Origin of the sequence: Coraliomargarita parva (genome assembly GCF_027257905.1) — a bacterium.
Classification (GTDB): Bacteria; Verrucomicrobiota; Verrucomicrobiia; order Opitutales; family Coraliomargaritaceae; genus Coraliomargarita_A; species Coraliomargarita_A parva.
Window position 1 is genome coordinate 17,369 of the sequence record NZ_JAPZEI010000006.1, and the last position, 18,908, is coordinate 36,276.

The 18,908-nt window shown below is 58.3% G+C and carries 14 protein-coding genes; 9 read left to right on the top strand and 5 right to left on the bottom strand.

Annotated elements, in window-relative coordinates:
* Position 1: 1 nt before the first annotated feature.
* Positions 2 to 2,278 (bottom strand): response regulator, encoded by a 2,277-nt coding sequence (locus tag O2597_RS10020; protein ID WP_269524476.1) that lies wholly within the window; start codon positions 2,276 to 2,278, stop codon positions 2 to 4.
* A 45-nt stretch (positions 2,279 to 2,323) separates the two neighbouring features.
* Positions 2,324 to 3,874, bottom strand: a complete 1,551-nt coding sequence (locus O2597_RS10025; RefSeq protein ID WP_269524477.1) for a sensor histidine kinase — start codon at positions 3,872 to 3,874, stop codon at positions 2,324 to 2,326.
* 82 nt (positions 3,875 to 3,956) lie between these two features.
* Between O2597_RS10025 and O2597_RS10030 the strand changes: the two genes are divergently transcribed.
* From O2597_RS10030 to O2597_RS10045, 4 genes are all read left to right on the top strand, one after another.
* Complete coding sequence (locus O2597_RS10030) at positions 3,957 to 5,165, top strand: FIST signal transduction protein (protein WP_269524478.1); 1,209 nt, start codon at positions 3,957 to 3,959, stop codon at positions 5,163 to 5,165.
* 148 nt (positions 5,166 to 5,313) lie between these two features.
* A complete protein-coding gene (locus O2597_RS10035; RefSeq protein WP_269524479.1) occupies positions 5,314 to 5,892 on the top strand; it encodes an NfeD family protein in 579 nt (192 codons plus the stop codon).
* A gap of 43 nt (positions 5,893 to 5,935) precedes the next feature.
* Positions 5,936 to 7,429: a flotillin family protein gene (locus tag O2597_RS10040; protein ID WP_269524480.1), complete on the top strand. Its 1,494-nt coding sequence runs from the start codon at positions 5,936 to 5,938 to the stop codon at positions 7,427 to 7,429.
* A 38-nt stretch (positions 7,430 to 7,467) separates the two neighbouring features.
* A complete protein-coding gene (locus O2597_RS10045) occupies positions 7,468 to 7,875 on the top strand; it encodes a hypothetical protein (protein ID WP_269524481.1) in 408 nt (135 codons plus the stop codon).
* Here O2597_RS10045 and O2597_RS10050 read toward each other — a convergent pair.
* On the bottom strand, positions 7,872 to 8,465 hold the full coding sequence (locus O2597_RS10050) for a lipase family protein (protein WP_269524482.1): 594 nt from the start codon (positions 8,463 to 8,465) through the stop codon (positions 7,872 to 7,874). The genes O2597_RS10045 and O2597_RS10050 overlap by 4 nt on opposite strands.
* Before the next feature lie 158 nt (positions 8,466 to 8,623).
* Positions 8,624 to 9,199: a WHG domain-containing protein gene (locus tag O2597_RS10055; RefSeq protein WP_269524483.1), complete on the bottom strand. Its 576-nt coding sequence runs from the start codon at positions 9,197 to 9,199 to the stop codon at positions 8,624 to 8,626.
* A gap of 63 nt (positions 9,200 to 9,262) precedes the next feature.
* Here O2597_RS10055 and O2597_RS10060 point away from each other — a divergent pair, with 63 nt between their 5' ends.
* Positions 9,263 to 11,917: a DUF2339 domain-containing protein gene (locus O2597_RS10060; RefSeq protein WP_269524484.1), complete on the top strand. Its 2,655-nt coding sequence runs from the start codon at positions 9,263 to 9,265 to the stop codon at positions 11,915 to 11,917.
* Here the strand turns inward: O2597_RS10060 and O2597_RS10065 are convergent.
* Positions 11,886 to 12,491: a protein-L-isoaspartate(D-aspartate) O-methyltransferase gene (locus O2597_RS10065; RefSeq protein ID WP_269524485.1), complete on the bottom strand. Its 606-nt coding sequence runs from the start codon at positions 12,489 to 12,491 to the stop codon at positions 11,886 to 11,888. The two genes, O2597_RS10060 and O2597_RS10065, sit on opposite strands and share 32 nt — an antisense overlap.
* Positions 12,492 to 12,568: 77 nt before the next feature.
* Here O2597_RS10065 and O2597_RS10070 point away from each other — a divergent pair, with 77 nt between their 5' ends.
* The 4 genes from O2597_RS10070 (at position 12,569) to O2597_RS10085 (ending at position 18,900) form a co-directional block, all read left to right on the top strand.
* Complete coding sequence (locus O2597_RS10070) at positions 12,569 to 13,447, top strand: 1,4-dihydroxy-2-naphthoate polyprenyltransferase (protein ID WP_269524486.1); 879 nt, start codon at positions 12,569 to 12,571, stop codon at positions 13,445 to 13,447.
* A 450-nt stretch (positions 13,448 to 13,897) separates the two neighbouring features.
* The gene (locus tag O2597_RS10075; protein ID WP_269524488.1) at positions 13,898 to 16,984 is read left to right on the top strand and encodes a tetratricopeptide repeat protein; all 3,087 of its coding nucleotides are present in this window, start codon (positions 13,898 to 13,900) and stop codon (positions 16,982 to 16,984) included.
* A 13-nt stretch (positions 16,985 to 16,997) separates the two neighbouring features.
* A complete protein-coding gene (locus tag O2597_RS10080; RefSeq protein ID WP_269524489.1) occupies positions 16,998 to 18,107 on the top strand; it encodes a tetratricopeptide repeat protein in 1,110 nt (369 codons plus the stop codon).
* Between the two features lie 31 nt (positions 18,108 to 18,138).
* Positions 18,139 to 18,900 carry a MotA/TolQ/ExbB proton channel family protein gene (locus tag O2597_RS10085; RefSeq protein ID WP_269524490.1) on the top strand — a complete coding sequence of 254 codons (762 nt, stop codon included), beginning with the start codon at positions 18,139 to 18,141 and terminating at the stop codon, positions 18,898 to 18,900.
* The last annotated feature ends 8 nt before the right edge of the window (positions 18,901 to 18,908 follow it).

Genomic DNA, 18,908 nt, shown 5'->3' on the forward strand with positions numbered 1-18,908 from the left:
ATCAGGAGTGCTTCTCGTTCAGTACGCGGTGGAGCGCGTTGCTCATTTCCTTGATCCGGTAAGGTTTCGGCACTACCGCCTTGAAGGCCGAGTTCTTGTAGTCGGACATGAGGTTTGAGGTCGTGTAACCGCTCGAAGCGATGGCGATCAGGTCCGGGTCGTACTGGATCAGGATCTCCGACGCTTCCTCGCCGCCCATGCCTCCCGGCACGGTGAGGTCGAAGACCACCGCATCAAAGGGCTTGCCGGATTCTTTGGCCGCTTTGTAGGCATCGATTGCCTCTTGGCCATTGGTGGCGAATTCCACTTCATAGCCGAGTACGGTCAGGATTTCACCGGCGACCATCATCATGGCTTCCATGTCGTCCATGACCAGGATGCGTCCATGTCCGGGATGGATGATATCTTCGCTTTCCTCCGCCGGTTTCTCGCTCTTGAGCGGTTGACTGGAACGCGGGAGGTAGATCCGGAAAGTCGTGCCCTGGTTCAGGACGGAATCGACGGTCATCATGCCCTTGTGGCTGCTGATGATCGAATACGCAGAAGCGAGTCCGAGCCCGTTGCCTTCTTCTTTGGTCGTGAAGTAGGGATCGAAGATACGCTTCTGGTTTTCAGGGCTGATCCCGCTTCCCTCGTCTTCCACCGAGATGCAGACATATTCCCCGGGAGGCAGGGACGGGACGTCATCCAGGCGGACGGTTGAGTTCTTGATGCCGATCTGGATTAGACCGCCATGGGGCATGGCCTGGTCGGCGTTAATCATCAGGTTGTTGATGACCTGGGCAATCTGTCCCTTGTCGGCATCTACGGCCCAGAGGTCGTTGCCCTTGCTGATCTCACAGCGGACATTCGAGCCGCGGAGGACAAATTGCGCGCATTCCTCGATCACTTGGTCGAGCGTTGTCGTTTCCAGAATCGGAGCCCCGCCCTTGGAAAAAGTGAGCAGCTGCTGGGTTAGGGTTTTGGCCTGAAGGGCGGCCTTTTCCGCAGCCAGGAGTTTGTTGGAGAGCGGATTGTCCTCTTCGAGGCCGAGGCGGACGACCGAGATATTGCCGAGAACCGCGGTCAGGATATTGTTAAAATCGTGGGCGATGCCGCCTGCCAGCAGGCTGATCGAATGTAGTTTTTCGGTTTGGAAGAGTTCGTCTTCCGCCCGCTTGATCGAGGTCAGGTCGCGGAGAACCAGGACACAGCCGTGGGATTCCTGATTCTCGTTGAGGATGCACCTCATGTCGGCCGAGACGATATGCTCGACGTCCTTGTGGTCGAGCAGGGAAATGCCGAGTTGTGTATCAATTGAGCCGGAGTCATCGAGGAGAGCTTCGGCGGGGTCCGTAAGGATTTTGCCGGTCTTTGGATGTCGAAGGCGCAGTACATCCTTGAGGGGCTGTCCGACAGCGGCCTTGTCTTCGATTTGAAGCAAGCGCTCCGCTTCCGGATTGATCCGTTCGACACACTGGTTTTCGTCGATCGCAATGACGGCATCGGCGATGGCGTCGAGAGTCACGGCGAGGCGTTCTTTTTCCCGCTTGTAGGCGAGTTGCGACCGGCGGTGCTCAGTGATGTCCCGAAGCACGACCAGCAGCGCGTTCTTTCCTTTCCAGATGAGATGGACGGCGGAGAGTTCAACCAGAGCCGTGCTGTTCCTGGGGCCGGGGATTTCCAGTTCGGAGCGTTCGCCGCTCCGGATTTCAAAGGGGAAGACTTCACCGACCAAGTCGCTGGCCCGGGCGTCCAAAAGTTTACAGGCCGCATGATTCAGGAATTGGATACAGTGGTCGGTGTCGAGGATCAGCATGGCCTCGGTGTTGACCTCGAAGATCTGCCGCAAGAGCGCTTCATTCTGTTCGACGGCCTTGGCATGAGTGGCCACCCGCTTGAGCAGGTGGGCCCGCTCCAAAGCGTAGCGGATCGCATGCTCCAGCCGGTCGGCATTCAGGCTGTCCTTGTTCAGGTAGTCTTGAGCACCGGCTTGGAGCGCCTGGAGGGACAGTTGACTGTCATCGGCGCCGGTCAGGACGATCAGGACTGCTTCCTCGGCTTCGTCCAATAGGGTTTCGACCGTTTGGAGGCCCTTGCTGTCCGGCAGGGTCAGGTCGACCAGAAGTATTTTAAATGCTCTGGAATGAAGGCGCTTCAGGCCTTCGGAAAGCCGGCTGACAACCTCCAGTTCGTGGTTGAGTTGGGAAAGTGACAGATACTCGCGGACCAAGTCTGCGTCGGCCTGGTTGTCTTCGAAAAGTAGGATCGGAAGAGATGCTTCGATGGTATTTGTCATGGCCGGATGCAATTCGAGGAAGTGGCAAATAGCCTGACTAATCAATCACTTATCGGAGTCTTCGCTATTTTTCAGCCAGACGTGAAAGGTGCTGCCCAGCCCTCTTGTGGAATCAAACCAGATATCACCCTCATGTAAATCGACGACCCGTTTGCAGGCTGCCAGGCCGATTCCCGAGCCTTCGTATTCATCACGGGCATTGAGACGACGGAAGAGTTGGAAGAGCACGTCTTCATGCTCCTTGCTGATACCGATCCCGTTGTCCTGAATGCTGATGGTCCAACCCTGAAGTCCCGAGTTGTTACGCCTTTCGCGAAAACTGATTCGGATCTCCGGTTTGTTGCCCGGTGCCTGAAACTTCATCGCATTGCTGAGCAGGTTTTGGAAGAGCCGGATCAGGTGCGTGCGAGCGCCGATCACCTCGGCATGCGGGCAGTTGTCCATCTGGATGTCCGCGCCGGTTTCCTCGATTCTCGATTTGAGGTGTTCCAGCGCTCGCTGGACACACTCCTGGACACGTATGGGTTTGTGTGCCTCTTCCAGTCGCTCCATGCGTGAGTAAGCGAGCAGGTCCTCAATCAGCCGACGCATCCGGTCCGCACCCTGGCAGGCGTAGTCGACATAACGGCGGCCCGCTTCATCCAGCGCTTCAGGCGAACGTTCCTGAAGCAACCGGAGGTAGCTTGTAATCATGCGCAGGGGTTCCCTCAGGTCATGGGAGGCGACGGAGGCAAAATTCTCCAAATCCGCATTGGACTGTGAGAGCCGCTGCATCATCGCTTCCTGCTGCTCATGCAAGTGTTTAGCGATGGTGACATCCCGCGCCATGGCATAGATGCGGTCGTCGGTGGGATCGACCATCCAGCTCCAGGAAAGCCAGCGGTAATGGCCGTCTTTGCCGCGTACGCGGCTCTCATGGAGCATGCTCGAATTGATCGCAGTGCGTCCGCCTTCGACCTTGTTTTGCATGCCGGCCAGCTTCTGGCGCGCGTTCGCGATGTCTTCCGGGTGAATGAAGTCGAAAAGTTCCCGACCTTCCAGTTCGCGGCTATTATAACCCAGGGTTCGCAGGAAGGCGTCATTCGCATGCAGGAATACGTAGCGGTAATTGATTTCCACGCATAGGTCGGAGGTCATCTTGAAAAATTCCTCCCAGCTTTCCTTTAACTTGGACCGGGTATGGAGTGCATCTGCCATGGATTCGGAGGCCAGGCAGACTCCGCTGAGGAATTTTCGTCCGCTTTCGCCCGCGAGTTGGTTGATCTGGCCGATTAGTTTCAGGCTCCGTGTACTCCGCCCCAAGTGCTTTTCGGTTTCAACCGTAACATCAAAGGCTTTGTGGTGCCAGCGGGATTGTTCCGCCGCATTTAAAATGGTCTCTTGACTGTCCTCGTTGATAAGGACCAGAAAGTCGACCAGGTTCTTCGGGGGGGACTCGACGCCAAACATCTCGCAGGTTCGCGAATTCCAGTCAAATTCGTCTGCAAGGTCCCATTGCCAGTAGCCAATATGGGCAGCTTCCAGCGCATTTTCAAGTCCGGCCAGCTTGCACTCCGTTCGGAGTGAGTCGCCCGATAATTGGGCACTTTTCTCCATGTTTGTATGTGGTTAGTAAGAGGCACGATATTTGCATGATTGACCTCGGAGCGCAAACACTATTCACTCACGTATATCGCGTATGCCGGTCCTTGATGGTTACAGTGCAGTCGAGCATTTCAAGCTGCCCTATAATACGACCCAGCTCGAACACTGGGTGGAGGCGCAACGCTCTTCATTTAAGGCTCCAGTGACGTTTGCAATGGTCTTTGCGGCCCCGGAAGCAGATGCCTCGCTGGCGGATATCATGGAAGTGGTGCGCATCTACGCGCGGGTTCCTGTTGTCGTTGGGGCCAGTGCGTCCGGCTTGGTGGCCAACAGCTACGAGATTGAGAGCGGCTGCGGTTTTGTCGTCGGGCTGTATGCCTTGCCGGAAACAAAGGCGCATGCGGTGCATTTGCCCTTGTCGCTCTTTGAGGGTGATGATGTGGCGGGGGCGCTTTCAACTGCCGTCCAAGACTTTTCCGAGCAGGCCAATGCCTGGATGTTGTTCGCCGATCCGGAGAGCATGAATAGTGATGCATGGCTGTCGGATTGGGACCGTGCGACCGGCGGCAAGGTGACTGTGGGCGGTTTTGCGTCTTTTCAGCGGGCAGCGGGGGGGACCGTTCTTTTATGTGACGGTATCGTACATGAGGAGGGAGCGGTCGCGTTGGCCTTGGAGGGGGCGGTGACGATCGAACCGCTTGTGGCCCAGGGCTGCCGGCCGGTCGGGACGCCGTGGACGGTTACGCAGGTGGATCACAACATCATTCACCAAATCGGAAATCGTCCCATCCTTGAAGTGCTTCGTGATACTCTGGAAGGCATGACACGTCGTGAGCAGAAGCAAGCCCGTGGCAACATCTTCATCGGGGTGGTACATAATGAATACAAGTCCGACTTCAGGACGGGTGATTTCCTGGTTCGTAATCTCGCAGCGATTGATCCGAAGTCAGGAGCCGTCGCGATTGCGACCCCCTTGAGGGTGGGGCAGAACCTGCAGTTCCAGATCCGGGACCCGCATGCGGCCAGTGTGGGGTTCTCCATGCTTTTGGAGGGGCAGGCCCAGTTGCTGGCGGGGCGGGCCGTGTACGGTGCCTGCCTGTACAACTGCATCGGGCGGGGGGCTTCCCTTTTCGGCGTGCCGGACCACGATGCCAGTGTGATTCGTGATGTGTATGAGGGACTGCCGGTGATCGGCATGTTCTGTAACGGCGAGTTCGGTCCGGTCCTCGGCGGACAGACCCGCTTGCATGGTTATGCCGCCAGTCTCGGGCTCTTCGTCGCCCGTGATTCTGCGGCCGTCTGAGTGGCGCTTTTTTCTTGTTTTTCGGAGCGTTAGCCATAGGCCTAGTTTCAGCTTAGGTTTTAGCTCGCGTAACCTTCATTAATAAGCGTTGTTGCTGGATTGGTTCGCCTTGCATTAGCTAAGCTTTTCTTAATGCTTTAACCTAGCTATGACCGACTGGTGGACCGAATTAAGCCCTGAATTAAAGGTCTTCTATGGCATTGGTATTCTTGCCCTGCTGGTTGTCCTTCTGCAGATGTTGCTCACGCTGATCGGGTTCGATACCGACGGGGTGGATGGCGGCTTTGATGTGGATGTCGGGGATGTGGACCACGGTACGGGAATCGGACTTTTTTCATCACAGACAATCGCGGCCTTCTTTCTTGGATTTGGCTGGGTTGGTGTGGCGGCAGTCAAGAGCGGCCTGTCTGTGCTGTACTCGGGGCTACTGGCAGTGGCTTTCGGTGTCGCGGCGATGTTTGCGATGCTGTTCATGCTTCGGGGCCTGCTCAAACTTCAGTCCAGCGGGAACTTGGATTATAGCAAGGCCATCGGCTCGGAGGCGACCGTCTATGTGACCATTCCTGGTTCGGATGTGGATGGTGGCGGCCAGATTGAAGTGATGGTGCAGGGGCGCCTGATCACGGCCTCCGCGCGCAAACAAAGCCCGGGGGCATTGAAGCAGGGGCAGCGCGTACGGATCACGGCCGTGAGTGCGTCCAATACCTATACGGTTGAACCTGTCTGATTTTTTCGAACCCAATCTAACTCAAGCTAACCAAACTTATAATATGGAACTCCTGATCGCAGCCGGTGCTATTATCTTTTTCTTCCTTGCGACCGCGATTGCTTTTGCAACGCGCTACAAGCGCTGCCCGTCGGACCGCTTGCTGGTCGTTTACGGTAAGGTTGCCGGCGGGAAATCGGCGAATTGCTATCACGGTGGGGCGGCATTTATCTGGCCGGTGATCCAGGGCTACCAATGGCTGGACCTCACGCCGCTGCCGATTGACATCCGCCTCGAAGGCGCCCTGTCCAAGCAGAACATCCGGGTGAATACCCCGTCGACTTTCACGGTCGGTATTTCGACCGAGCCGGGCATCATGGAAAACGCGGCCGAGCGGATGCTGGGGCTGGGTTTGTCGGAGGTCAAGGAGCTGGCGAAGGATATTATCTTCGGCCAGATGCGTGTGGTGATTGCGACCATGGACATTGAGGAAATCAATGCGGACCGGGACAAGTTGATCGCCAACATTTCGACCGGGGTCGAGGTAGAACTCAAAAAGGTCGGGCTTCGCCTGATCAACGTGAATATCCAGGATATTACCGACGAGTCCGGCTATATCGATGCGTTGGGGCAGGAAGCCGCCTCGAAAGCGATTGCGGAGGCAAAGGTCAAGGTGGCCCAGGCCCAGCGCGATGGTGAGATCGGTGCGGCGGAAGCGGCGCGTGACCAACGGGTGCGCGTGGCGGATGCCAACGCCAAGGCCACGGACGGGGAAAACACCGCTACGGTCGAGATTGCCAATTCGAATGCCGAGCGCCGGATGAAGGAAGCCGAAGCGGAACGTGCCGCCTCAGCTGCCGAAAAGGTCAAAGCGGCTCAAGCGCTGCAGGAAGCCTACTCGGCAGAGCAGGCCTCGGAAGTGGAACGTGCCAAGCGCGAGAAAGCGACGCAGCAGGCCAACATCGTGGTGCCGGCCGAGATCGCCAAGGAAAAGGCCATTGTCGATGCGGAAGCGCGTGCCGAATCGATCCGTCGGACCCAGCAGGGTGAAGCCGATGCGGTTCGCCTCGAAAAGCAGGCCGAAGCGGATGGTCTCAAGGCGGTGAAGCAGGCCGAGGCGGACGGCTTGCGCTTCAAGTTGACAGCTGAAGCGGACGGCCAACGACTCAAGTTGCTGGCTGAAGCGGAGGGTGTGGAGCAGGTTCTGACGAAGAAGGCCAAGGGCTTTACGGACATCGTGAATTCCGCCGGCAACGACAAGCAGCTGGCCACCTTGCTGCTGCTGATCGAGCAAATGCCGAAGCTCGTGGAAGAACAGGCCAAGGCGATTTCGAACCTCAAGATCGACAAGATTACAGTTTGGGACAACGGCGCGGGGAAGGATGGAAAAGGCAGTACGGCCGACTTCCTTTCCGGCATGGTCGGATCCCTTCCGCCGCTGCATGAAATTACGAAAAATGCCGGCATCGAACTGCCCGAGTATCTGGGCAAAATTGCGGCCAAGCCGGCCGCCGCGGATGCCCCGGACGTCAATCCGGAGTCATCCGAAAAGCATTAATCCCCTGGGGCTCCGGCCCCCCTTATCAGTATCACCCCATGAAATTCATCGAAAAACTGTTCACTTCCGAGCGGGGATCTTCCCTGCACGGAGCCTTGGAGCAAACGGAGCGCGAAGCGATTGTCGATCTGTTGATCATGGCTGTTTATGTCGACAGCCATCTTTCACTGCGTGAGTCGCACGAGTTTGACGGCCTGACCGACTCTCTCGGTTGGGAGTCCGGCACGGCGGTAGACTTTTACGCCTGTAATGCCACGAACCGTGTCTACGGAGCCTTGTCCTGCGAGGATTCGACTCGCGAGTTCGTCGACTTCGCGGCGCAACGGCTGAAATCGAAAGCTTCGCGCGAGCGTGCGCTCGAGTTGCTCAACAAATTGTTCCAGTCGGACGGCAAGACAGAAGCGGAGGCCAAATTCTTCAAGCGGGTTGAAGCGAGCTTGAACTAGGTGTCGCTGCGGAAGCGGCCGTGTTTGAGGAAGGCAAGCACCTCGCGAATGGTTTCGGCCTTTTTCATGATCATCGGATGGGTTGCATGTAGTACCTTGTAATCCTGCATGCCGTCGACTTTGGCACGTTCGGTGGACACCTTTCCGTCGTCGGGCCCCTCGATCATCAGCGAATTAATCCAGTTGATGCTCCGGTCGCCGGTGATGACCCCGCATTCAAACGGAACCGGGCCGAGTTGTGCGAGGTACTCCTTCGGGCCAGTGCCGAGTTGTGTGCCCGCAGGTCCGTTGACCCAGTGAAACCCGCGTAGTTTGCCCAAGCGATCGACGACTTCGCTGCCCTGGTTCGGTGGGCTGAGCATCACCACGCGACCGATGTTGGGGAGCGGTTGCTTGGACTGGAAGGTCCGTACCAGGATGCCTCCCATGGAGTGGGTGACGAAGTGTACTTCCTCATCGTTTACAGTTTTCTCCGCGATCCGGGCGCGCACCATGGCGCTGAGCGTTTCAATGTCATGCTTGCGGGAGGGATAGCCGATATTGAGCACACGATAGCCTTCGGCTTCCAGGGCCAGTTGCATCTTTTTCATCGACCCGGGCTTCCGAATCAGGCCATGCAGGAGTACGACCGTTTCGGTTTGGTGGGCTGTCGGTATTGTGGGGATTGGAGTCGCGCCTACCATGCAAAGGATAATTAGGATAAGGGTTGTTCTCATGTTTCTCAAGCGTGCTCAGCGGGGTGCTTGCCTCAACGTGGGTAAATTTGATCGAGAAAGCGCTTGATCAGCAATTCGGGCGGGTCCGCCTCTGTGATGTCGAGCTTGCCGTTCTGGTTGAGCAGGCAAGTGCCGTGAAGTGTGGCCCAAATGATCTTGGCGTCTTTTCGTGCATTGTCGATGCGGCCGCTTAGCGGCAGAATGGCTTCCACTACCTGGTCGAAGACTGCATGGACCGCTTGGCCATATTCGTCGTTCCTGTCCTTCAGCGGCGTGGCGAAGAGGAGAGTCCACAAGTGCGGCTCTTCGCGGTGGAGTTGCAGGTAGGCCGAGCAGATGACGTCGATGCGCCTCCTTGGTTTCTTGTACCTTGAAAGAATCTCGCGAATTGTTTCCGCAAACTCCCTCAGGGTGCGGCTGTTGATCGCGGTCGCCAAGCCGTCGATGTTCTCGAAGAGATTGTAGAGTGTGCCGGCCGTGTAGCCCATCGCGCTCGCGACTTTTCTGGCGGTCAAGCCCTCCGGGCCCTCCTTGCGTACCAGTTCGCGTCCGCTTTCTACGGCCAGTTCTGTCAGTTCTTCGCGGGTATGATCTTTTCTTCGTGCCATATTGTGAACGATATTCAAAATAATATTGAACAATGTTCAAGATTAATTATCAAAAGCGTTATTATGGAAGCGATCGGACTGCTTTTTGTGTTGGCTTTGTTGGCTGCGCTCATTCTGCCTTGGGTTAATACGGTGAAGCTGATGCACCGGAAGCAGGAACTTGATCGGCTTCGTTCCGAGTTGGCTGAGCTCAAGCGAGCCTCGGTCGCGTCGGTGGTTGAGGCGAAAACTGAAGCGGTCACTGAGAAAGTGCCGGAGCCGGAGCCGGCGCCGACGGAACCGAAAGGTCGGCTCGTTATTCCGGCGGCGGCGCCTCCTCCGATCCCGAAGCCGGCCCCTCGTCCGCCTGTTTTGGAGGAAAAGCCGGAGCTGCCGCCGCTTCCCGCCACCTCAACAGTGAGTGAGGATGCCGCGAACCGTGACTGGTTCAGCAAGCTTGCGGTCTGGGTTGGGGCGGTTGCATTGCTGATGGCCGGCTTCTATATGGTGAAGTACTCGATCGAGTCCGGGTGGATGACGCCTCTTGTACGCTTATGGATCACCACTGTGTTTGGCCTCTCGCTATGCGTGTCGGGTTTTGTGATCAGCCTCAAATCGAAGTTTCAAGCAAACGAGCGCATCGGACAGGCCTTGTCGGGGGCGGGTGTGGCCTGCCTGTATTTCGCCTCCTATGCGGCCGTGCACTTGCACGGTTTTCTGGGTACGGGGGCGGGATTCATCTGCATGTTGTCGGTCACCGTTCTGGCCGTCCTCTTGTCATTGAAGAACGGCGCGCCTATCGCCCTGATGGCCTTGCTCGGAGGTTTCCTCACTCCCTGGTTGATGCATACCGGGGACCTGGAGAGTGTTTCGCTGTTGGCCTATCTTTTTCTGCTCTATTCGGCGGCGCAGTTTTTATGTGTGCGGCGCGGTTGGTGGGGGCTATGGCTGTTTTCGATTGTGGCTGCGTATGCATGGACGCTTTTCATCCTTCTTGGGCATTGGGCCGGCGGAGGGGTGCAGCCGGACGGCTTGATGTTCTTCCTTCTGGGGCTCTGTCTCATCAACGGCGGTTGGGCGTTGTTTTCTGAAGAGCGTCAACTGTCTGAGCTGAATCGTGCGATGCTGGTGCTGGTGCGCCTGCTGGTTTGGGGGGGCGGCGTCTTTCAGGCACTTCTGCTCGCGTGGATGGGCGGTTTCGGGCATGTCGACATGGCTTTCTGTTCGGTCCTGAGCCTGGGCGCGCTTTGTTTGGCGGTCTTACGTGAGCGCGAATACCTTTGGGCGTCCTGGCTGGGCTTGTTGGCCATGGTTTCCGCAAGTCTGTTCAATCTGAATCCCGCGACGAGTCCCTGGATGCTCTGGCCCCTGGGCTTGAGTCTTGTCTTTGCCGCCGTGGCTCACTTCAAAGGGCTGCGTTCGGACTATCCGATCCATTGGCGTGCCTTGTCCATGCTCGCCCTGATCTGGCCGGCGCCTGTTCTCTATCTTCGGGAGGCCAGCCTACTTCCTGCGGAGGCCGCCTGGCCCGGGGGAAGCTGGCTGGTAATGTCCTTTGTGTCTGCGCTCTTGCTCGCATTGGCAGGGGAGCATGTCTTGCGTCGTGCGACGGACGGAAAGGCGGCCTTCGGGGAATATCAGTCGTTCTCGGTCTTTTTGATGGCTTTTGGGCTTTGGGCCTTTTTGCCGGAGGCTTACCTGCCACATGGTCTGGCCGTTCTTTTCGGACTGGCGGGTGTTTACTGGAAGTTGCGCAAGATCAGCCGGGTTGAACTCGTGCTGGGGGTCATGGGACTGGCCTGGTCGATCGTGATGCTGCTTTCGATGATGAGTCTGGGAGTCTATTTCTTTCGTCTGGATGAACCGCTGGCGGAGGTCGTGTCGGGAGCGACCTGCCTGTCCTGGTTGATGGGGGCGGCTTTGGGGCTCGCGGGTTTCAAGACCTTTCATCTGCACTGGCAGCAATTGCAGCTATCGCGTCTGGTGGCATGGTGGGCGGGGTTGTGTGCGCTCTTTGCCCTCACGGCTGCTTTCCAGTTTCTGGATACAAGCTTCTTGCATGGACATCTGACCCGGATGACGGTGGAAGGTTTGCTGACGTCTGTGCTGGCAGTCCTCGCCGTCTCCTTTCTTGCGGCGAAGCACCGGGTGCATGGGGCCGGGCCGGCAAGTCTCTTCTTGGCACTCTTGTTTCTCTTGCGGGTGGTCTGGCTGCACCTATGTGACAAAGGTGCGAGTGGTCCTTCGTTCTTTATGAATGCCTTGTTCTGGCAGTTCGGACTGCCGTTTTTCGCCTGTTTTGTGGCGGCCTGGCTCGCCGCACGGAATGAAGCGGAAAAACTCCGGGCGTTCTATCAGATCTGTGCGATGCTGCTTGGTTTTGTCTGGTGCACTTTCCTGGTGCAGGACTATTTCGGGGGCCGCTACCTCTTCAGTTTCCGGGCTCAAAGTACGGAGCTTTATGCCTATTCCGTGGTCTGGCTGTTGCTGGCGGTGGTCTATCAGACGATTGGATTGTGGCGCGCGCAGCAAGTGATTCACCTCGGTTCGCTGATCCTCTTGCTCATAACTGTGGCCAAGGTCTTTCTCGTGGATGCGTCCGAGTTGGAAGGACTGTTCCGGGTGCTGTCTTTTCTCGGGCTTGGGATGGCTTTGATCGGTATTGGGTTCTTCTACAACAAGGTCGTGTTCAGTGTGAACCGCCGGGCTACCGCAGGCTCAGGAAGCGAACCGGAATAATTGCTTCGCTTCGGTAGCTCTGTTGGACTTGGCGATAGCGCATAAGGGATTGTGTGCCACCGTCCGGTCCGACCGGTACGAGCGCGATGCCGCTGTCCTCCAGTTGGTCCAGCAGGGCTTGCGGCTTGCCGGGAAAGGCGACCGTAGCAATGATCCGGTCGAAGGGCGCTGCTTCAGGCCAGCCTTTTGCCCCGTCTCCGGCTTTGTAGTGGATGTTTTGGAAGCCGAGCGCTTCCAGCCTGGCTCGGGCGGTCCGTGCCAGATCGGGGTTGAGCTCCATAGTGTAGATTTCAGCGCAGAGCCCGGCCAGTATGGCGGTCTGATAGCCGGAGCCTGTCCCGATTTCAAGGACCCGCGCGGATGGGGTGGTTGACAACCAGGCGCTCATTTCTGCGACCAGGCTTGGCTGGGAGATCGTAGCATTGTCACCAATGGGCAAGGGGTGGTCCTCCCAGGCGGCCGACTGAAGTGTGGCTGGCACAAAGCGGGAGCGGTCGACGCGGCAAAAGGCCTCTCTTACCCGGGGATCCCTGATTCCCCGGGCGAGCTTAACTGCTTCCGGATAAGGTGCCATGGTTTACCATACTTCGCCTCCGCTCCCAGTGCAAATGCGCTTGGCTCCCTTCGGTTCAACAGTTCTGATGAGTGCTTATGAACAATCTTCATGTCTGGTTGGAGGCCACGCGTCCCAAAACCCTGCCTGCTGCGCTGGCTCCGGTTTTGCTGGCTTCAGCGCTGGCGAAGGCGGATGGCGGCTTCGACTGGCGGGCGGCTTTGATCTGTCTGGCTTTCGCCTTGCTGATCCAGATCGGGACGAATTTCGCCAACGACTACCTGGATGGGATCAAAGGTACCGATACGAATGCACGGATTGGTCCCCAGCGCGCTGTTGCTTCCGGTTTGGTGACACCCGCGACGATGAAGCGGGTGACGATCGTGACGCTTGCGGTCGCATTCTGTCTCGGCCTTGCATTAATCCCCTTTGGCGGGTGGTGGTTGCTTGCGGTGGGTGTGTCTTCGGTGACCTGCGCCTGGTTGTATACCGGTGGGCCTTACCCCTTGGCCTATAACGGACTGGGAGATCTCTTTGTCGTTCTCTTTTTCGGCCTGATCGCCGTCGGTTGCACCTACTATGTTCAAACGGGTGGATTCACGCTCGATGTCTTCCTTCTGGGATTGGGCTGTGGTTTGCTCGTGAACAACATTCTGATCGTGAATAATTACCGGGATCTGGATGAGGACCGGCAGGCGGGGAAGCGTACTCTTGTCGTGAAACTGGGTCGGCGATGGGCGCTTCGGCAGTACGCAGCCTCTTCACTTTTTGCCGGTTCGGTGGTGTTTTGGTTCATTCTCCGTGGCTACGGGTGGTACTTGTTGCCATCGCTCGTTCCGGTCGCGCTGGGATTCCGGCAGGCGATCCGTCTGCCAGATTTGAACGGACCGTGCGACTTTCTTGGGGCTCTCAAGGCTTCCGGGCAAGTGGTGGCACTCTATGGCGTACTCTTCTCGCTCGGCTTGGTTTTAGCCTAGCAAATGCTCTCTGAGGGGTTCCTGAATGCTCGATTCGGGTGCTTTGAGGTCGCAATACCTAGGGTGCGCAACAGTTTGCTCAAAATGCTTCCCAGAGCGAATCGCTGGGGCTTACGGTATTTAGATTTTTCTATTACTATATTTGTTTAATAGGTTAATCGGAACTTTGTAATTGGAATAGTAGATATGTGATTAATCAATTGTTTAGAGGGTTTTACATATTTCCATTTGCTGGCCATGTGGGCGTAATTCCAAGTGTTTAAGGGGGTTCGGGAAACTTTGTTTTCGCATTTGTTGTCTCAAAATCGCAGGCTGCAATAGCTTTTATACAAAGTGTGTCGCCGGAATTTATGCTCGTTTAGAATTTGAGAATCCGGTTTTTTTTAGAACCTTAAGTTTCTTGGTAATCCATTGCCGCATCCTATGCGAATACCCCCACCATCTGATAGCATGACGCTATTCTCCCGAGCGGCTGCGTTAGCCGCAGTCGTCTTTTCGATTCTATTCTCAGGGCTGAGCCCGCTGTCGGCCCAGTCGAAGCTGGAAGACCGTCCGGAGCAGCAGTTGTTAAACGAGTTGCAGGCGGGCCTGTCTGGGAAGCTGTCGGCGATCCGTCCCGTGATCGCGGAGTTGTTAAAGCGCAAGACGGGTACGCCTGAGAGTGAGAACTACATCTTCCTGCTGGCGCTGTCGTATCAGGACGAGTACAGCGAGACGCAGGACGAAGCCTTGCTGGATAAGGCGGTGGAGAACTACGAGCGTTACCTCAGCGAGTTTCCACAGGGGAACCGCCGGGACTTCGTACGCTTCAATTTGGGGGGCGCGTACGAGGACCGCGAAAACTTCGAAGGTGCGATCGGCCAGTACACGGAGCTGTACCGCCGGAGCATGAACGCGGCGCTCCGCACGGAAGCGCGGGACAAGCTGTGCCGTCTGTACATCCGCACGGACCGCGCGGGAGAGGGGATCCCGATCTTCCAGGAGGTGTTCAGCGTGTCGGTGCTGGACCCGGAGCTTCGTGCGGCAGCGGCGTCGTGGTTGCTTCAGGGCTACCTCGCGAATGGCGAGTCCGAAAAGATCGTACCGTACCTGCGGTATTTGACCGGCAACTACGAGGCGATCTTCGACCCGAAGTTCAACATTACGCTCTTGAAGGAGGGCGACAAGCTGTTCGAGGCGAAGGACTACGACCGTGCGGTGCTGCTGTACACCTTCGTGAAGCCGCGCTCTGCGATCATCGAGTACTACGCGGGGCTGGTGTACGACTTAAAGCAGCGCCTTCGTAACCTGAGTCCCGACAGCGACCAGTACACGATCGTGGACGGCCAGCTCAAGCGGTCGGAAGCAAACCTGAAGGGTGTGCGTGAGATCCGGGAGTACGACGTGGACATGAACTGGCGCATCGCGCGGGTGTACCAGGAGACGAAGCGTCAGTGGGAATCGCTGTGGGCGTTCTACCACCTGTACGAGGATCACCCTGAGCACGAACAGGCGGAGGACTTTTTGTTTACGGCGTTCTCGGAAGCGAAGGAGTTGTCGGACTACGCGATGCTCGAGCAACTGGCGAAGGAGTACCTGGGCAAGGATGCGTACCAGAAGTTCCGCGGGCCTGTGATTTTGGGTCTGGCGGGCTTTTTGTTCGAGCGTGACCGCGGAGAGGAGCTGCTGGCGCTGGCGAACGACTATTTGAAGGCGCCGGAGAACTTCGAGGTGGGCGCGCAGCTTTTGAACTATGTGGGGGCGTACTTCATGCGTCACTCGCAGTACCTGCAGCTGCGTGACTACATGGGGGCGATCACGAGGCGGTTCGGCAACGACCGTTCTTTGCTGAACCAGACGGGCAGCTACTGGCACGGGCTGTCGTTGCTGCTCTTGGCGGACTACCCGAAAGCGAGCGAGACCTTCGGGCGGTTCCTGCAGCAGCACAGCGCACGGAGCATTTACTACGAGGACGTGTCGTACCGCTACGCGATCAGCCTGTACGGGGAGCAGAAGTTCGGCGAGTCCGAGGCTCAGTTCGAGAAGTTCGTCGGGGAATACCCTGAAAGCCACCTGCGCGGCGAAGCGGAGCTGTACCTGGGTGACCTGACGCGTGACCGCGGGGCCTACGCGGTGGCGGCGGATCACTACCGCAAGGTGGAGGCATTTACGGACAACGAGATGTTTGTGGCGAAGGCGACCTTTGCACTGAGCGAGGTGCTGGAGTCGGACCGGAAGGTGGATGAAGCGATCGCGGTGCTGAGCAGCTACGTGGACCGCTACGGGGATCGTGGTCAGCTGGCGGAGGCCTACGAGCGTGTGGGTATGATCTACGACCGCGCGGGCCAGCCGGACGAGCGCTTCAAGCTGCACTACCGCGCGATCGAGCAGCTGGGCAACGACCTGAAGCGGTACTCGGTGGACAAGCTGATCGTCAGCTATGTGAAGGACTACGGGCGTTACATGCGCACCTATGAGGCGAGCCTGAAGCTTTTGAACGCGATGCTCGATGACGATGCGTACCGGCGCAACTTCCTGAGCGACCGCGCGTACCAGTACCAGTACCTGCAAAGCGAGGAGGGCCGTGACATCGACCCGTCGCTGTCGTACCGCCTGGTGCGTGACCGCGGGTTCCGCTCGAAGCTGATGGAGACGCAGGTGGAAAGCAACCCGGCGTCCGGGACCTCGGTGCAGCCGAAGGGGCTGGTGGTGAGCGCGGAGATGGTGCGCTCGGAGCTGCAGACACTCAAAGAGGAATATTTGGAAAAGCAGTCGGTGCTGCTGCCGTATGACACGCAGGCACTGTTCGGCGGTCTGCTGCAGGAGGCGCTGTCCTCGGGCAAGGAAGTGCTGGCGATGCGGGTGCGGCTTGGGCTGCAGCAGCTCGGCGAGGAATCGGCCCGCTACGAGTACAGTGAGGAGGAGCTGCTTCGTGCGCCGCCTTCGGTGCTGATCGCGGAAGGGAAACGCCGTCAGCAGAGCGATCCGGAGCGCGCGAAGGAGATTTACCAACTGGTGCGCGAGAAGCATCCTTTCTCGGACTCGGTGTACGATGCGCTGAGCGGGCTGGGTGAAATCGCGATCGCGCAGGCGGAGTCGAGCGGGGCGAAGTCCAGCTGGGAGGAGGCGCTCGTGTACTACAACCTGATCACCGAGCGTTACCCGCGCCGTGTCACGGATGCGGGCCCGTACCTGATGCAGGGACGTATCCTCTCGGAGCTCGGACAGGACGCAAAGGCGATCGAGGTGCTGGGAATGATCCTGCGCAACCCGCTGTGGCGCGGGCTGGACCACGCCAAGGCGCACCTTGAGATCGGCCTGGCCTACCGGCGCGAGCAGCAGTGGGCGGAGGCGCACGGGTTCTTCGAGCGCCTGATCGTGGCCTACGGCGGCTACGCGGAGACGGTCTCGTGGGCGTATTACTACGACCTGCTCACGCTCGAGCAGATGGGCGAGACGGAAAGCGTCCAGCAGCTGCTGGAAGAGTACAAAACGCGTGCCTCGGTGCTCTCGCAGACGCAGGCCTATGAACTGATCAAGGAGAAGTATGCACTTTAAAATCCATAAGCACATGTCCCGTCCGTTGGTCCTTCTCGGCGGCTTACTTGTATCCACGGTTCTGCTACAGTCGGCGGATCTGGAGCTGCCTCAGTTGCAGGCACCCGCGGCCGCGGCGGAGACCTTCAAGCTGCCCCGTCCCGTGCCGATCCGTGACATCAACAACAACGAGCAACTGCTCATGGGCATGGACGAAGGACAGCTGCTGATCTCGTTCCCGAACATGCCGGGCGCGGAGGTGATCGTGCCGCTGGACAGCGACGGGCTTCGTCTATCGGTGGCTGTGCCGGACGGTTACAACGATGCGGTGCTGGCGGCCAGCCGTGGGGACTACGGCCCGATTGTCCAGGTGCTCGACCCTCTGGCCGGACCGATGATGCCCTTCCTTCGCATCAATGCGCGTCAAACGAACCTGCATCCGATCTGCCTGGCCTACTACAAGGCGCTGGTACTGGGCGGGCAGACGGACAAGGCGGTGCAGGTGTCGATGAAGATCCCCTTTGAATCGGTCTCGGAGGACTTTTCGAAGCTCGCCGAGGAGCTGCTGTTCGACTGTATCGAGCAGGGACGCTTTCCGGCGGTGGAGGGCCTGCTCTCGCGTCTGATGGTGTCGCTTCCGGAAGACGGCTTTGCGGACATCGCGTTCCGTGCGGCCGACGCGCTGCGCACGGCGGGTGAGCATGCACTGAGCCTTAAGGTGTACGGCACCTTGGTGGATTCGGCGGACACGGTGCTGCGTCAGCGCAGTCTGCTGTGGGCGGGCTACAGCAGCGCGGTCTCGGGCAACCCGGCGCAGGCCCGTGACATCCTCGGCGAGCTGGACGATTTGGAGCGCGGGGACGAGAACTTCGTGACCTACTGCCTGGCGCGCGGACGCACGGGCCTTGCGGAGGACAACCTGCGGGAGGGGCTTCGCTACCTCTCGCGTGCGATGGTGCTGACCTCGGTGGAGGCCAGCTACAAGCCGGAGCTGTACTACCTGTTGATCCGGGCCTACCGGGGCAGCGGCCAGGAGGAGGCCTCCGCGCGCCTGCTCCGCGAATTTGAAATCTTCTATCCGGAGAACCCCTGGCTGGCGAAGAGCCGCAGCGAGTCGGGCGAGACCGAGACCGAACGCATCTAAACAATCATCCAATCCCAGACCTCAAACAGTTATGAAAACACGCTTACTCAAATCGCTCTTTTGTGGAGCCGCAGTCTTCTTCCTCGCGCAGAGCACCCCGTTGATGGCCCAGCAGGCCGCGGACACGGAGCTGGCCGAGTTGACCCCGTCCGATGACAAGACCCTGCTGGACATGGTGTTCGCCGGCGGCTGGGCGATGATCCCGCTCGGCGTGCTGTCGGTGGGGACCTTCGGTTTTGCCGTCTTCAACTTCATGGTGATCCGGCGCAAGAACTTCATCGACGACTCGGTTGTGGACCAGCTGGACCAGGCGGTCAGCTCGATGGACATCGGGAAGGCGCACGAGATCTGCAAGCAGAACCCGGGTCCTGTGACGAACACCTTCAACCACGGCCTGGACCAGATCCAGAAGGGCACCTTCGTGCCGGACGCGGTGGAGAAGGCCTTCGAGAACGCCTCCTCGAAGGAACTGTCCGGCGCCTACGTGATCGTGAACTACCTGTCGATGATCGCCGCGCTCGCGCCGATGGTGGGGCTGCTCGGCACGGTCTCGGGTATGGTGAAAGCCTTCAACTCGATCGCCGCACAAGGGATGGGCAAGCCGGAGCTGTTGGCCGACAATATCTCCGAAGCGCTGATAACCACGGCCTCGGGCATGACGATCGCGATCCCCGCGATGTTCTTCTTTTTCTTCTTCCGTAACAAGTACGGCAAGATCGTCGCTGAGGTGAACCTCGTGCTGGGGCGCCTGTACGGAGACCTGATCCGAGCCGGCCAAAACCGTATCCGCTAACCTGATAC

Bases quoted from the DNA above. Each gene is read 5' to 3' on its own strand.
- O2597_RS10020 (WP_269524476.1), bottom strand. From the start codon at position 2,278: ATGACAAATACCATCGAAGCATCTCTTCCGATCCTACTTTTCGAAGAC.
- O2597_RS10025 (WP_269524477.1), bottom strand. From the start codon at position 3,874: ATGGAGAAAAGTGCCCAATTATCGGGCGACTCACTCCGAACGGAGTGC.
- O2597_RS10030 (WP_269524478.1), top strand. From the start codon at position 3,957: ATGCCGGTCCTTGATGGTTACAGTGCAGTCGAGCATTTCAAGCTGCCC.
- O2597_RS10035 (WP_269524479.1), top strand. From the start codon at position 5,314: ATGACCGACTGGTGGACCGAATTAAGCCCTGAATTAAAGGTCTTCTAT.
- O2597_RS10040 (WP_269524480.1), top strand. From the start codon at position 5,936: ATGGAACTCCTGATCGCAGCCGGTGCTATTATCTTTTTCTTCCTTGCG.
- O2597_RS10045 (WP_269524481.1), top strand. From the start codon at position 7,468: ATGAAATTCATCGAAAAACTGTTCACTTCCGAGCGGGGATCTTCCCTG.
- O2597_RS10050 (WP_269524482.1), bottom strand. From the start codon at position 8,465: ATGAAAAAGATGCAACTGGCCCTGGAAGCCGAAGGCTATCGTGTGCTC.
- O2597_RS10055 (WP_269524483.1), bottom strand. From the start codon at position 9,199: ATGGCACGAAGAAAAGATCATACCCGCGAAGAACTGACAGAACTGGCC.
- O2597_RS10060 (WP_269524484.1), top strand. From the start codon at position 9,263: ATGGAAGCGATCGGACTGCTTTTTGTGTTGGCTTTGTTGGCTGCGCTC.
- O2597_RS10065 (WP_269524485.1), bottom strand. From the start codon at position 12,491: ATGGCACCTTATCCGGAAGCAGTTAAGCTCGCCCGGGGAATCAGGGAT.
- O2597_RS10070 (WP_269524486.1), top strand. From the start codon at position 12,569: ATGAACAATCTTCATGTCTGGTTGGAGGCCACGCGTCCCAAAACCCTG.
- O2597_RS10075 (WP_269524488.1), top strand. From the start codon at position 13,898: ATGACGCTATTCTCCCGAGCGGCTGCGTTAGCCGCAGTCGTCTTTTCG.
- O2597_RS10080 (WP_269524489.1), top strand. From the start codon at position 16,998: ATGTCCCGTCCGTTGGTCCTTCTCGGCGGCTTACTTGTATCCACGGTT.
- O2597_RS10085 (WP_269524490.1), top strand. From the start codon at position 18,139: ATGAAAACACGCTTACTCAAATCGCTCTTTTGTGGAGCCGCAGTCTTC.